The sequence below is a fragment of the Actinomadura sp. NPDC048955 genome (genome assembly GCF_040649435.1).
In the GTDB taxonomy this organism is placed as follows: Bacteria; Actinomycetota; Actinomycetes; order Streptosporangiales; family Streptosporangiaceae; genus Spirillospora; species Spirillospora luteofluorescens.
Genome location: NZ_JBEZJI010000033.1, coordinates 1 through 13,808, shown reverse-complemented (window position 1 = coordinate 13,808; position 13,808 = coordinate 1). Strand labels below are relative to the sequence as shown.

General features: G+C 75.4%; 13 protein-coding genes. 11 read left to right on the top strand and 2 right to left on the bottom strand.

Annotation, left to right across the window (positions count from 1 at the left end):
• Positions 1 to 82: 82 nt before the first annotated feature.
• The 7 genes from AB0C84_RS27560 to AB0C84_RS27530 all read left to right on the top strand — a co-directional run bounded on the left by AB0C84_RS27560 (position 83) and on the right by AB0C84_RS27530 (position 6,355).
• The gene (locus tag AB0C84_RS27560) at positions 83 to 565 is read left to right on the top strand and encodes a cyclic nucleotide-binding domain-containing protein (RefSeq protein WP_361071954.1); all 483 of its coding nucleotides are present in this window, start codon (positions 83 to 85) and stop codon (positions 563 to 565) included.
• The gene (locus tag AB0C84_RS27555) at positions 562 to 1,413 is read left to right on the top strand and encodes an FAD/NAD(P)-binding protein (protein ID WP_361071951.1); all 852 of its coding nucleotides are present in this window, start codon (positions 562 to 564) and stop codon (positions 1,411 to 1,413) included. The genes AB0C84_RS27560 and AB0C84_RS27555 overlap by 4 nt, the downstream gene beginning before the upstream one ends.
• Positions 1,414 to 1,415: 2 nt before the next feature.
• A complete protein-coding gene (locus AB0C84_RS27550; protein WP_361071949.1) occupies positions 1,416 to 2,204 on the top strand; it encodes an oxidoreductase in 789 nt (262 codons plus the stop codon).
• Positions 2,188 to 3,483, top strand: coding sequence for a nickel-dependent hydrogenase large subunit (locus AB0C84_RS27545; protein ID WP_361071946.1), 1,296 nt, complete (start codon positions 2,188 to 2,190; stop codon positions 3,481 to 3,483). Before AB0C84_RS27550 ends, AB0C84_RS27545 begins: the two co-directional genes overlap by 17 nt.
• A complete protein-coding gene (locus AB0C84_RS27540) occupies positions 3,480 to 3,968 on the top strand; it encodes a hydrogenase maturation protease (RefSeq protein ID WP_361071943.1) in 489 nt (162 codons plus the stop codon). The genes AB0C84_RS27545 and AB0C84_RS27540 overlap by 4 nt, the downstream gene beginning before the upstream one ends.
• On the top strand, positions 3,965 to 5,143 hold the full coding sequence (locus AB0C84_RS27535) for a 4Fe-4S dicluster domain-containing protein (protein ID WP_361071940.1): 1,179 nt from the start codon (positions 3,965 to 3,967) through the stop codon (positions 5,141 to 5,143). The genes AB0C84_RS27540 and AB0C84_RS27535 overlap by 4 nt, the downstream gene beginning before the upstream one ends.
• Positions 5,144 to 5,215: 72 nt before the next feature.
• Complete coding sequence (locus tag AB0C84_RS27530; RefSeq protein WP_258941661.1) at positions 5,216 to 6,355, top strand: site-2 protease family protein; 1,140 nt, start codon at positions 5,216 to 5,218, stop codon at positions 6,353 to 6,355.
• A gap of 62 nt (positions 6,356 to 6,417) precedes the next feature.
• Here AB0C84_RS27530 and AB0C84_RS27525 read toward each other — a convergent pair whose 3' ends face one another.
• On the bottom strand, positions 6,418 to 7,266 hold the full coding sequence (locus AB0C84_RS27525; RefSeq protein ID WP_258941660.1) for a universal stress protein: 849 nt from the start codon (positions 7,264 to 7,266) through the stop codon (positions 6,418 to 6,420).
• Between the two features lie 247 nt (positions 7,267 to 7,513).
• Here AB0C84_RS27525 and AB0C84_RS27520 point away from each other — a divergent pair, with 247 nt between their 5' ends.
• The 4 genes from AB0C84_RS27520 to AB0C84_RS27505 all read left to right on the top strand — a co-directional run bounded on the left by AB0C84_RS27520 (position 7,514) and on the right by AB0C84_RS27505 (position 12,527).
• The gene (locus AB0C84_RS27520) at positions 7,514 to 9,829 is read left to right on the top strand and encodes a heavy metal translocating P-type ATPase (RefSeq protein ID WP_361071936.1); all 2,316 of its coding nucleotides are present in this window, start codon (positions 7,514 to 7,516) and stop codon (positions 9,827 to 9,829) included.
• A gap of 91 nt (positions 9,830 to 9,920) precedes the next feature.
• On the top strand, positions 9,921 to 10,538 hold the full coding sequence (locus AB0C84_RS27515; RefSeq protein WP_361071933.1) for a flavodoxin domain-containing protein: 618 nt from the start codon (positions 9,921 to 9,923) through the stop codon (positions 10,536 to 10,538).
• 9 nt (positions 10,539 to 10,547) lie between these two features.
• Complete coding sequence (locus tag AB0C84_RS27510) at positions 10,548 to 10,937, top strand: STAS domain-containing protein (RefSeq protein WP_361071930.1); 390 nt, start codon at positions 10,548 to 10,550, stop codon at positions 10,935 to 10,937.
• A 132-nt stretch (positions 10,938 to 11,069) separates the two neighbouring features.
• Complete coding sequence (locus AB0C84_RS27505) at positions 11,070 to 12,527, top strand: MFS transporter (protein WP_361071927.1); 1,458 nt, start codon at positions 11,070 to 11,072, stop codon at positions 12,525 to 12,527.
• A 70-nt stretch (positions 12,528 to 12,597) separates the two neighbouring features.
• On the opposite strand, the gene AB0C84_RS27500 is transcribed toward AB0C84_RS27505, so the two are convergent.
• Positions 12,598 to 13,461, bottom strand: a complete 864-nt coding sequence (locus tag AB0C84_RS27500) for a universal stress protein (RefSeq protein ID WP_361071924.1) — start codon at positions 13,459 to 13,461, stop codon at positions 12,598 to 12,600.
• Positions 13,462 to 13,808 lie beyond the last annotated feature (347 nt).

Here is a 13,808-nt window from a genome sequence, read left to right as displayed (position 1 = left end):
GACCTTCGCCGCGGCCGGTCCGCGCCTGTTCTTGACCGTTCACGCGGTATGCGCTGGCCGCCGTAAGGGCAGGTCACAGCAGGTGGGGGCAGGGAACGGCGTCACGGGCGACGCGCTGGCCGGGGAGCGGTTCTTCGGCGGCATGCCCGAACGGCACCGCGCGGCCCTGGCCGCCACCGCCCGCGCGGTGGACGTCCCGGCCGGGCACCGCTTCTTCGAGGAGGGCTGGGCCGCCGAGCACTTCTGGCTGCTGCGTTCCGGGACGGTCGCCCTCGACCTCCAGGTGCCCGGACGGGGCGCGGTGGTGGTGGAGACGCTGCCGGCCTCCTCGGTGCTGGGCTGGTCGTGGATGTTCCCTCCGCACGTCTGGAGGTTCGGCGCCGTCTCCCTGGAGCCGGTGCGGACCCTGCGGTTCGACGGGACCGAGGTCCGGGAACTGTGCGCCGCGGACCTCCGGCTCGGCTACGACCTGACCCTGCGGTTCGCCGCCGTGCTGCTGGACCGTCTCGAAGCCACCCGGGTCCGCGTCCTGGACCTGTACGCGCACCCGGAGCAGCGGGCATGACCCCGGCGGCCGCGTACGGCCCCATGGTCCCCGTCCCCTACCGCGTGACCGCCCGGCGCGCGGAGACCGCCGACACGGTGACGCTCGCGCTGGAGCCCGTCGGGGCGCCGATCCCCGAGCCGGCGCCGGGCCAGTTCACGATGATGTACGCGTTCGGTGTGGGCGAGGCGCCGATCTCCGTCAGCCGGACAGGGCCGTTCGATGGGACGCCCGCCTCGGGGGTGCTGGAGCACACGGTCCGAGCCGTGGGGGCGGTCACCCGGGCCGTGTGCGCGGCGCGGCCCGGCCAGGTCCTCGGGCTTCGGGGCCCGTTCGGGGCCGGCTGGGGACTGGACGAGGCCCGCGGGCACGACCTGGTCGTGGCGGGGGGCGGGATCGGCCTGGCCCCGCTGCGGCCGGTGGTGCTGCGGGCCCTGGCCGACCGGGACGCCTTCGGCCGCATCGCGGTCCTGGTCGGCGCCCGCACCCCCGGCGACCTGCTGTTCCGCGGGGAACTGGACGCCTGGCGGGAGCGCGGGGCCCAGGTCGAGGTGACCGTGGACCGGCCGGCCCCGGGCTGGACCGGCCAGGTCGGCGTGATCACGGCCCTGGCGGGCGCCGCGGACGTCGACCCCGCCCGGGCCGCCGCGTTCGTCTGCGGGCCGGAGATCATGATGCGGCTCACCGCGCGGGCGCTCACCGAGCTGGGGGTGCCCGCCGGGAACGTCCGGCTCTCCCTGGAGCGCAGCATGCGGTGCGGGGTCGGCTGGTGCGGGCACTGCCAGCTCGGCCCGCTGCTGGTCTGCCGGGACGGGCCCGTCGTGCCCTACCCGCGTGCCGCCGCGCTGATGACCGTCAGGGAGCTGTAGCCATGGGACGACCGACGCTGGCCGTGTGGAAGTTCGCCTCCTGCGACGGCTGCCAGCTCACCCTCCTGGACTGCGAGGACGAACTGCTCGCGCTCACCGGCGAGATCGAGATCGCGCACTTCCTGGAGGCGTCGAGCGCCGCCGGGGACGGGCCCTACGACGTGTCGCTGGTCGAGGGGTCGATCACGACGCCGGCGGATCTGGACCGCATCCGGCACGTGCGGGCCGTCTCACGGAAGCTGGTCACGATCGGCGCGTGCGCGACCGCCGGGGGGATCCAGGCGCTGCGCGACTTCGCCGACGTCGAGGAGTTCGCCTCGGTCGTCTACGCGCGGCCCGAGTACGTCGCCACGCTCGCGCGGTCCACCCCGATCGCCGCGCACGTCCCCGTGGACTTCGAGCTGCGGGGATGCCCGATCGACCGCCGCCAGCTCCTGGAGGTGCTGGCGGCGCACCTGGCCGACCGCACGCCCGACGTCCCGTCCCACAGCGTCTGCTTCGAGTGCAAGATCCGCGGGAACGTGTGCGTCATGGTCGCCCGCGGCACGCCGTGCCTGGGCCCGATCACCCACGCGGGCTGCGGCGCGATCTGCCCCGCGTACGCGCGGGGCTGCTACGGCTGCTTCGGCCCGTCCCCCGCGTGGGGCGAGGGGCGGCCCAACACGCGCGGGCTGCTGCCGTGGCTCGACATGACCGAGGGCGAGGCGCACCGCGTGCTGTCCACCTTCAACGTCACCGCCTTCCGCGAGGAGGCCCCGGCCGAGGGACGCGGCGATGACGCACCGCAATGAGAGGACGCTGACCGTCGGGGCCCTCGCGCGGGTCGAGGGCGAGGGTGCGCTGTACGTCCGCGTGCGCGGCCCGGACGTCGAGGAGGTGCGGCTCGACATCTACGAGCCGCCGCGGTTCTTCGAGGCCTTCCTGCGCGGCCGCGCCCACACCGAGCCGCCCGACATCACCGCCCGGATCTGCGGGATCTGCCCGGTCGCCTACCAGATGAGCGCCTGCGAGGCCGTCGAGGCCGCCTGCGGCGTGAGCGTGGACGGCGCGCTCGGCGAGCTGCGCCGGCTGCTCTACTGCGGCGAGTGGATCGAGAGCCATGCCCTGCACATCTACCTGCTGCACGCACCGGACTTCCTCGGCTATCCCGGCGCGGTCGAACTGGCCCGCGACCACCGCGCCGCCGTGGAGCGGGGGCTGCGGTTGAAGAAGGCGGGGAACGCGCTCATGGAGTTCCTCGGCGGCCGCGCGATCCACCCCGTGAACGTCCGGGTCGGGGGGTTCTACCGGACCCCGGCGCCCGCCGAGCTGGCCCCGCTCGCCGAGACGCTGCGGGAGGCGCGCGACGACGCCCTGGCCACCGTGGAGTGGGCGGCGGGCTTCGAGTTCCCCGACTTCGACCACGGCCACGAGTTCCTCGCGCTGTCGGCCGACCGCTACCCCCTGGAGCGCGGCGTCGTCCGCGGCGGCACGGGACGCGTCTTCCCCGCCGCCGAGTTCGAGCGCCACGTCGTCGAGGAGCAGGTCCCGCACTCGACCGCGCTGCACGCGCGCTTCACCGACGGCGGCCGCTACCTGACCGGCCCCCTGGCCCGCTACTCCCTGAACCGCGACCGGCTCTCCCCGCTCGCGCTGGAGGCCGCGGACCGGGCCGGGCTCGGCGCCGAGTGCCGCAACCCGTTCCGCAGCATCCTGGTCCGCGCCGTCGAGGTCGTCTACGCGGCGGACGAGGCACTGCGGCTCATCGCCGGCTACGAGCCGCCGGCCCGTCCGGCCGTGCCGGTGCCGCCGCGGGAGGGCACCGGCCACGGCGTCACCGAGGCCCCGCGCGGCCTGCTCTACCACCGCTACGACCTGGGCCCGGACGGGCTCATCCGGGCCGCCCGGATCGTCCCGCCGACGTCGCAGAACCAGGCGGCCATCGAGGACGACCTGCGCCGCTTCGTCGCGGCCCGCCTCCACCTCGACGACGAGGCCCTGACCCGGCGCTGCGAGCAGGCGATCCGCAACTACGACCCCTGCATCTCCTGCTCCACCCACTTCCTCGACCTGACCGTGGAGCGCTCGTGACCATCGTGATCGGCGTCGGCAACGACCTGCGCCGCGACGACGGCGCCGGACCCGCCGTGGTCGAGGCGCTCCGCGGCCGGGTCGGGGCCGGGCTCGCCGTCACCGACGGCGAGCCCGCGAGGCTCGTCGCCCTGTGGGCGGACGCCGACCTCGCGATCGTCGTGGACGCCGTGCGCGCCGACCCGCCCACCCCCGGCAGGGTCCGCGAACTGGACGCCGAGACCGCGGCGCTTCCCACGCGGCCGGTCACCGATCACGCCCTCGGTCTCGGCGACGCCGTCGCGCTCGGGCGGGCCGTGGGCCAGATGCCCGCCCGGCTCCGCGTGATCGCGATCGAGGGAGACGACTTCGGGTTCGGCGAGGGGCTGACCCCGAGCGTCGCCGCCGCGGTCGGCGCGGTCGCCGACCGCCTGGCCGGCGCGCTCGCGTCCCCGGGCGGGACGGCGCTCCCGGCGGATGACAGGACAGGAAGGGAAGACGGATGACCGCTCCGACGGACGCACCGGGGCCCGGCGGCCCGGCCGCGCTGGAACTGAGGAGTCTCCGCCCGCTCTGCGAGGCGCTGCGGCAGGCGGGCTACACCGTCATCGGGCCGACCGTGCGCGACGACGCGATCGTCCTCGCCGAACTCGACTCGGCCGACCGCCTGCCCCACGGCTGGGGCGTCACGCTCCGCGCGGGCGGCTACCGGCTGCGCCGGCGGGAGGACGGCGCGGCCTTCGCGCACGCGGCCGGGCCGCAGTCCTGGAAGCCGTTCCTGCACCGGTCAAGGGTCAAGCTCTGGGAGGCGGACCGGACGCGGGACGGGTTCCAGGTCCAGGAGCAGCCGCCCGAACCGGCCCGGCTCGCGCTGCTCGGCGTCCGGCCATGCGATCTGCGCGCGATAGCGATCCAGGACCGCGTGCTCATGGGCGGCCGCCACGTCGACCCCTCCTACGCAGCGCGGCGGCATGACAACTTCGTCATCGCCGTCAACTGCACCGAGCCCGGCGGGACGTGCTTCTGCACCTCCATGGGAACCGGCCCGCAGGCGGGCCCCGGGTACGACCTCGCGCTCACCGAGCTGGCCGGCGACGGCGGCGTCCGCTACGTCGTCGACGTCGCCACCGAGGCGGGCGCCGCCCTGATGGACGACCTCGGCTCCGCCCCCGCCGAAACCGCCGACGTCGACCGCGCCCGCGCGGAGGTGGCGGCGGCGGCCGGCCGGATGGGCCGGGAGATGCCCGCTCTCGGGCTGCGCGAGCTCATGGCCGGGACGCTGGAGGCCGACCGCTGGGACGAGGTGGCCGAACGCTGCCTGAGCTGCGGCAACTGCACGATGGTGTGCCCGACCTGCTTCTGCACGAGGGTCACCGACACCACCGACCTGACCGGCGACCACGCCGAACGCTGGCAGCTCTGGGACTCCTGCTTCGATCCGGACTTCACCCATCTGCACGGGGGCGACGTCCGGGCGTCCGCCAACAGCCGCTACCGCCAGTGGCTCACCCACAAGCTCGGCACGTGGCACGACCAGTTCGGTTCCTCCGGCTGCGTGGGCTGCGGGCGGTGCATCGTCTGGTGCCCGGTCGGCATCGACCTGACCGTCGAGGTCGCGGCCCTGCGCACCGAGGCCGCCGGGGAGGGCCCCCATCGCCCCGAGGGGTCCAAAGACCCATAAATATGAGCAATTCGCCCCTGACCGGTGGGCGGGCCCTCGCGCGAGCCTGGTGGCGTCGGTAGGAGGCTCGCGATGAAGCAGACGTTCAGATTCGGCACCTTCCGCGGGATCCCGGTCGGAATGCACTGGTCGGTTCTGGTGATCATGCTGTTGATCGCCGAGATCCTCGGGCGCTCGGTCCTGCCCACGGCAGCCCCGGGCGCGCCGCCCGGCGTGCGCTGGGCGGCGGCCGCGCTGGCCGCGGTGCTGTTCATGGCCTCGCTGGCCGCGCACGAGATCGCGCACGCGCTGGTCGCCCGCCGCCACGGCGTGGGGGTCGCCTCGATCACGCTGTGGGCGCTGGGCGGTCTCGCGGAACTGGACGGCGAACCCGCCACCGCCCGCGCCGACCTCCAGATCGCCGGGGTCGGCCCGCTGACCAGCGCGCTGGCCGGGGGGGTGTTCGCCGGGGCCTGGGCCGCCGGGCACGCGCTGGGCGCCCCCGTCATCGTCACCGCCTCGCTGAGCTGGCTGGCGGCGACCAACATCCTGATCGCGGTGTTCAACCTGCTCCCCGGAGCCCCGCTGGACGGCGGGCGCATCCTGCGCGCGCTGCTGTGGGGCCGGAGCGGGAACCGCGCGAGCGCGACCCGCAGCGCCCAGCGCGCCGGGATGGTGCTCGGCCAGACCATGATCGGCGCCGGGCTGCTGACGCTGCTGCTGTGGAGCTGGTTCAACGGGCTGTGGCTGGCCGTGATCGGCTGGTTCATCTCCAGCTCGGCGCGGGCGGAGGCGCGCTACACCGATCTCCGCGAGGCCGCGAAGGACCTCCGGGTCGCCGAGGTCATGACGCGCGATCCCGACCACGGCTGGGCCTGGCAGCCCGCGTCCGCGTTCGTCCAGGACGTGGCGGTGCGGTCCCGCCAGACGGTGTTCCCGGTCGTGGGCGTGTCCGGCGACCCCGTCGGCGCCGTCACGGTCGACCGGCTGGCCCGCGTCCCGGAGCCGGACACCGGCGTCACCCTCGGCGATCTGAGCGTCCCGCTCGGACCGGACCGGGTCGTCGGCCCGGAGCAGCCCGTGGACGCCCTGCTCCAGATGGCCCCCGTCGCGGGCGACCTCGTCGCGGCGGTCGCCGCCGACCACCACCTGCTCGGGATCGTCACCACCGAGGACCTCCAGCGGATGATGCGCCGGACCCGGCTCAGCCGGGGCAGCCCCGCCCCTGCCTGAGACCCCGCGTGGACATGCCGGTCCCGTCGGCGGAAGGAACCGCCGACGGGATCGGCACGGGGTCAGTGGGCGGGAACGACCGCGACGGGGCACTGCGCGTGGTGGATGACCCCGTGGCAGGTCGACCCGAGCTGCGGAGCGCTCCAGCGCCGGTCGTGGGCGCCCACCACCAGCAGGCGGGCGCTCTGCGAGGCGTTGGCCAGCGCGGTCACCGGGTGCTCCAGCACGATGTCGTCGGCGACCTCGACCCCCGGGTGCGTGCGCCGGACGGGCTGGTAGGCCGCGACGACCTCCTTGCGAAGATCGTCCTCGATCTGGTCCGCGTCGACGGCATAGCCCGCCTCGATCAGCGTCGCGAACGTCTGCCACGCGTGGACGATGCGGAGCCGGGCGCCGTGGAGCGCGGCGGCCTCGAAGGCGTAGTCGAGGACCGGATCCATCTGCCGGGCCAGGTCGATCCCCACCACGACGTCGCCGCGGTCCGCGCCGCCGTCGCGCACGATCACCACCGGCACCGCGGAGTGGCCGGCCAGGCGAAGGCTCGTGGACCCCAGCATCAGGCTGGAGAACCCGCCCCGGCCGCGGCTGGCCACCACGAGCTCGAACGCCTTCTCCGACTGCGCCCGCAGGGCCTGCCACGCCTCCTCAGCCACCAGCTCGGTCGTGATCTCCAGGTCCGGCCACCGCTCCTTGACGCGCTCGCGCGCGGCCGCCAGGAGCGTGCGCCCCGCGCGGGTCAGGCGCTCGGCGGTCTCGGGCGGCGCGAACAGCGGCGTCTTGTAGGGCCAGCTCTCCACGGCGTGGACGATGTGCAGGGGGCGCTCACGCGAGGCGGCTTCGGCGGCGGCCCAGTCGAGGGCGCCCGCCGCCTCGTCGGAACCATCGGTCCCGACGACGATCGGCTCGGACATCGGTTCTCCTCCCGGCTCAGCGGCTGTCGCTTCCTTCGACGCGACCCCGCGGGCACAGCGGCACGGCCGCTCCTTTCCACGCTCCATCGCGGGCCGGGGGCGGCCCTAGGGACGAAGGTCCCCATGTCAGGCACCCTCTCGTCCCCCCGGCCACGAGCCGACCGCCCCTGAGACCCCCGGCCGCGGCGTGGAAGCGTGGACGGCACGGACTCCGCGCAGGCGGCGAGGTGGGTATGGCGGTGTGGATATGGCGGTAAGGGCCGCGTTCACGCGGAACGCTCACGAGCTGCTCTTCGCGCTGACCGGCGCCGGGCTGGCGGCGGGCGCCGCGCTGCGCTGGTCGGTGGGCGCCGGCGCCGGGGACCTGGTCTGGGTGCTGACGACGGCGGTCGCGCTCTGCCCCGCCGTGTGGTGGGTCGTGGACGGGCTCCTGCACCGCAGGTTCGGCAGCGACGTGATCGCCGTCCTCGCGCTGGCCGGGACGATCGCGGTCGGCGAGCCCTTCGCGGGCGCAGTCATCGCCGTGATGCTCACCGGGGGCCGGCTGCTGGAGGAGCGGGCCGGGCGGCGCGCCCGCCGCGACCTCGGCGCGCTGCTGTCGCTCGCGCCCCGGGTGGCGCACCGCCGGACCGGCACCGGCCTGGACACCGTCGACGTCTCCGAGGTGCGGCCGGGCGAGCTGCTGCTGGTCCGCGCCGGGGAGACCGTGCCGGTGGACGGGCTGGTCGAGCGCGGGGCGGCGGTGCTGGACGAGTCCACGCTGACCGGGGAGTCGCTGCCGGTGGAGCGGCCCGCCGGGGACGCGGTGCGCGGCGGGACGGTCAACGCCGGAGACCCCTTCGAGCTGCGCGCCACCAACGACGCCCGGTCCAGCACCTACGCCGGCATCGTCCGGCTCGCCGAGGAGGCCGCGGCCGAGAACGCGCCGTTCATCCGGATGGCCGACCGGTACTCGGCCCTGTTCATCCCCGCCACCCTGCTGCTGGCCGGAGCGGCGTGGATCGCCGCCGCCGACCCCGTGCGGGCGGTGGCGGTGCTGGTCGTCGCCACTCCCTGCCCTCTGATCCTCGCGGCGCCCATCGCCTTCGTCTCCGGCCTGTCGCGGTGCGCGCGGCGGGGCGTGGTGGTGAAGGGCGGCGGCACGCTGGAGCGGCTCGCGCAGGCCCGGGTGCTGCTGTTCGACAAGACCGGCACCGTCACCACGGGGCGTCCCGCGCTCACCGAGATCATCGCCGCCGACCCGGGCCGCCGTGAGGACCCGCTGCTGCTCGCGGCCTCGCTCGACCAGGTGTCCCCGCACGTGCTCGCCTCGGCGATCGTCCGCGGCGCCCGCGAGCGCGGGCTGCGCCTCACCGCGCCGGAGGACGTCGTCGAGCGCGCCGGGCAGGGCGTGCAGGGCACCGTCGACGGCCACCGGGTGAGCGTCGGCAAGGCGAGCTGGGCGGGGCGGGCGGACCCGGCGTGGCTGGACCGGGTCCGCGGCCGGGCCGCCGCCCGCGGCGCGATCACCGTGTTCGTCGGCGTGGACGGGCGGCTCGCGGCCGTCCTGCTGCTGCGCGACCGCGTGCGGCCGGACGCGGCGCGGACGTTCCGGCTGCTGCGCCGGGCGGGGATCGGCCGGGCGGTGATGGTGACCGGCGACCGCGCGGACGTCGCCGGGCCGATCGGCCGGCTCGTGGGGGCCGACACCGTGCACGCCGGGCTGTCGCCGGCCGGGAAGGTCGAGATCGCCCGGGACGAGAGCGCCCGCGCGCCGACCGTGATGGTCGGCGACGGGGTCAACGACGCGCCCGCGCTGGCGGCGGCGGGCGTCGGCGTCGCGCTCGGCGCCCGCGGCGCGACGGCCTCGTCCGAGGCGGCCGACGTGGTCGTCACCGTGGACCGGCTGGAGCGGCTGGCCGAGACCCTCGCGATCGCGCGGCGCACCCGGTCGGTCGCGCGCCAGAGCGTCCTCGTCGGGATGGGGCTGGCGCTGGCCGCGATGGTCGTCGCGGCGCTCGGGTTCCTGACCCCGGCGGCGGGGGCGCTGCTCCAGGAGGGCATCGACGTGGCGGCGATCCTGTCCGCCCTGCGCGTGCTGGGCCCGGGCCGCGACCGGGCGCCGCGCCTTCGCGGTGACGAGGCCGAACTCGTCCGGCGGCTGGACGAGGAGCACCGGGCGCTGTGGCCGCGGATCGAGCGGCTCCCCGCCCTGGCGGACGCGGCGGCCGGCCCCGCCGGGCAGGACCGGGACGCCGCCATGGACGCGCTGTCGGGGTTCCTGGCGGACCTGGAGGCGCACGAGCGCAAGGACGAGAGGCTGCTCTACCCGGCGGTCGCGCGCGTCCTCGGCGGCTCCGACCCCACGGGGGCGATGAGCCGCGGGCACACCGAGATCGCCGAGCTGGCGCGCCGGATCGGCGCGCTGACGGCGGAGCTCCGCGCCGCGCCCGAGGCTCCGGAGCCCGCCGGCGACCTGCGGCGGACCGTGCAGGAGCTCTACGCGGTGCTCCGCCTGCACTTCGCCCAGGAGGAGGAGAACTACTTCGTCCTCGCCGACGTGCACGACCCGGCAGGGCCCTGACCATCCGGCGGCCGAGCCGGGACGTTCGACTCTGGGGAGGGGCGCCGCCAGGGCCGAGGCTGAAGGCAGGACACCGCCGGAGGTGAGGAAAGTGACCGTCTTGGTGGGATACGCCAGTGCACACGGCTCCACGCGGAGCATCGCCGGACGGATCGGCACGGTGCTGGCCGAGCGGGGGCTCCAGGCCGACGTCCGCTCCATGGCCGGGGTGGAGGACGCCGGAGCCTACGAGATGTTCGTGCTCGGCAGCGCGATCCACGACCGCACGTGGCTGCCCGAGGCGCTCGACTTCCTCGCGCGCGAGCGCGACGTCCTGGCGATCCGGCCGGTGTGGCTTTTCAGCGTCGGGGCGCCCGCGGCCCTGCGCGGCCCGTGGCGGCACTTCGGCGCCAAGGAGGAGGGCCTCGTGCGGGACGAGCTCCGGACGAGGGTCACGGCCGTCGACCACCGCCTGTTCTCGGGCGTCTTCCTCCGCGAACACACCTCCCTGCTCGGGCATCTGCTCTTCAAGGCGCTCGGATGCCGGTACGGCGACTACCGCGACTGGCCGCGGGTCGAGGCGTGGGCCTCGACGATCGCCGCGCGGCCGGGGTACGCCGCGCGGAGCCGCCGGGGCCCGGCGGACCTCGGCGGCGGGACGCGGGGACCTAGGTCCCTGGTGGCGGACCGTCCGGCAAAGGAGTCTTGGGGGCATTCGGGAAAGGCCTAGGGGGAAGGCATGCAGACGCGAAGGATCCGGCGGGAAGCGTTCGGGGAGCTCGTCACCATGATCGACGGCGGGGACGGCGGGCCGGCGCGGGTGACGGCCCGCGGCGAGCTGGACATCGCCTCGTCCGCCGCGTTCGGCATCGAGCTGGCGAGGCTGATCGGCGAGCGGGGGCCCGACGTCGTCATCGACGTCTCCGGCCTGATCTTCTGCGACGCGCGGGGCCTCGCCGCGCTCGTCGCCGCCGACGAGCTGGCGCGCCGCCACGGCGGCGCCGTCACCCTGACCGGTCCCCGCCCGCAGATGGCGAAGATCCTGCGGCTCACCGGCCTCGACCGCCGGTTCGCGCCGGCCCGCACGCCCGTCCGCCGAGGCGGCGCCCCAGGTACCCCTACCCCGTAACGACAAGGGATCGTCCGCGGAGAGTGCCCTAGACCACGTTCGCTCCAATCCCCCATGCCTTGCGGTTTCGGGTATACCCCCCTAGGGTAAGCCCGAATCGTTGATACCCCCTAGGGGTACATAGGAGGGGACATGTCCGCTCGTTCCGTGCCGCCCGCCGCCCGCCGGTGGTGGGCCCTGGCACTCATCGCGACCGCCCAGTTCATGGTGATCATGGACACCTCGATCATCGGGGTGGCGCTGCCCCGCATCCAGGACGACCTGGGCTTCTCCCAGCAGAACCTGTCCTGGGTGTTCAACGCCTACGTCGTCGCCTTCGGCGGCCTGCTCCTGCTCGGCGGCCGGCTGTCGGACCTGTTCGGCGCCCGCCGGCTCTTCTCGGCCGGCTGGGTGGTCCTGCTCGCCGGCTCCGCGGTGGCCGGGGCCGCCGGCACCGTCGGCGTCGAACTGACCGGCCGCGCCCTGCAGGGCGTCGGCGCCGCGCTCATCGCGCCCGCCGCGCTCACCCTGCTGATGATGCTGTTCGGCTCCGAGCCCCGCGAGCTGACCAAGGCGCTGTCGCTCTACGGCGCCGCGGCTCCCGCCGGGGGCACCGCCGGGGTGTTCCTCGGGGGCGTCATCACCGAGTACGCGGCCTGGCCGTGGGTCTTCTACATCAACATCCCCATCGCCGTGCTGGCGCTGGCCGCCGCGCCGGCGCTGATGCCCGGGGGCAGAGGGGGCGCCCGCGGCTCGGTGGACGTGGTCGGCGCGCTGACCGTGACGGCCGGGCTCGGCGCCGTCGTCTTCGCCGTCGTCCGCGCCCCCGAGGTCGGCTGGGACGCGGCGTCGACCTGGACCGTGCTGGCCGGAGGACTCGTCCTGCTCGGCGCGTTCCTGGCCGTCCAGGCGTCCCGCCGCGCCCCGCTGATGCCGCTGTCGATCTTCCGGGCGCCGAACCTGGGCGCCGCGAACCTCGCCCAGCTCCTGCTCGGCGGCGCGTGGATCCCGATGTGGTTCTTCCTGAACCTCTACCTGCAGCGGGTCCTCGGCTACAGCGCCTTCCCCTCCGGGGCCGCGCTGGTCCCGATGACCGCGCTGATCATGCTCGGGATGATCGTCCTGGCGCCGCGGGCCCTGGGGCGCCTCGGCCCCAAGGCCTCCATCGTCACCGGGCTGCTGGTGCTGGCCGCCGGCATGGGCTGGCTGGCGCTGATCCGCCCGGACGGGAACTACTGGGTGGACGTCCTGCCCGCGTCGCTGGTGGCCGCGCTGGGCATGTCGCTGGCCTTCATCCCGTCCCTGGGCACCGCGCTGTCGGCCGCCCGCCCGGAGGAGGGCGGGCTGGCGTCCGGCATCGTCAACACCAGCTACCAGGTCGGCTCGGCCCTCGGCCTGGCCGCGATGACCGCCATCGCCGCCTCCTTCGGCGCCGACCGGCCCGGCGACCTGCCCGCGCTCACCGACGGCTTCTCGGCGGCGTTCGCCGGCGCGGGACTGGTCGCGCTCGCGGGCGCGGCGCTGGCCGCCGTCACCCTGCGCACCCCGCGCCCCGAGCACGCGCCCGCGCCGGTGACGCCGGCGGAGCACGAGAAAGCCCCGGGGCACTGACCGGCACGTCCGCGGGGTCGCCGTCGGCGGCCCCGCGGAGCCCGTGCGCGGGGACCGGGCGCGCCCGCGCTCAGGTCGCGTGGACGACCGCGACCGGGCAGGGCGCGTGGTGGATCAGGGCGTGGCTGACCGATCCGAGCAGCAGGCCGCGGAAGCCGCCGAGGCCCCGCGAGCCGACGACGAGCAGGCGCGCCTCCTCCGCGGCGTTCATCAGCACCTCGCGCGGCGGCCCGGTCACGATGTCGACCTCGACCTTCACGTCGGGGTGGAGCTCACGCGCCGGGATCATCAGCCGGGCCAGCCTGGCCGCGGCGGCGTCCCGCATCCCGGTCTCGTCCACCAGCGGAGGGACGTCCTTCTCGGGCACCGCCTCCCAGGCGACGACCGCGTGCACGTCCCAGCCGTGCGCGCCGGCCTCGGCGAAGGCCAGCGCCAGCGCCTCGCGCGACGCCGGCGAACCGTCCACGCCCACGACGACGTGCCCGTGCGCCTGCTCCGGCGGCGGGACGAGGTCGCCCCGGACGATCACGACCGGGCAGGGCGCGTGCGCGGCCACCTGCGCGCCGACGGAGCCGAGCACCAGCCCGACGAACCCGCCGAGCCCCCGCGGGCCGAGCACGATCATGTCCGCGCCGTGTCCGGCCTCGATCAGCCGGGCGGCCGCCTGCCCCCGCGCCAGCACTCCCCGCACGCTCAGCTCCGGCGCCGCCTTCCGGGCGTGCTCGACCCCGTTGTTGAGGTTCTCCTCGGCCACCGCCCGCAGGTCGACGACCGGCATGGCGATCGGGCCCCCGACGTAGACGTCCCACACGTGGAGCACGGTCAGGGGCAGGCCCCGGGTGCGGGCCTCGGCGGCGGCCCACTCCAGGGCCTGCACACCGCCGGTGGAACCGTCGTAGCCAACGACCACACCAGTGATCGGCTCATCGTTCATGGAGAACTCCCCTTCAGGGTTCCTGCCTGGTCGAGTCAAGCCTCGCCTGCCCGCACGCCGCGCAGGAGGGTCGAGGGTCCGCGGGAATCAGGGACCTTCGGCCCTCTCGTCCTCGCGGAGCGGCACCACCGCGATCGGGCAGACCGCGTTGTACAGCAGCCACTGCGCGACCGAGCCGAACGCGGGGTGCGCGGCCCCCACCACCAGGAGCCGCGCCTCCTGGGCGGCCTCCCGCAGCGCTCCGGGCGGGGGCGCTAGCTGTAGTGACCATGGACGTTGGTGACGGCGACACGGCTCGATGAGCTTGATATAGACGAGGACCTCCTGGCGAGGTGTGTGTCACCACA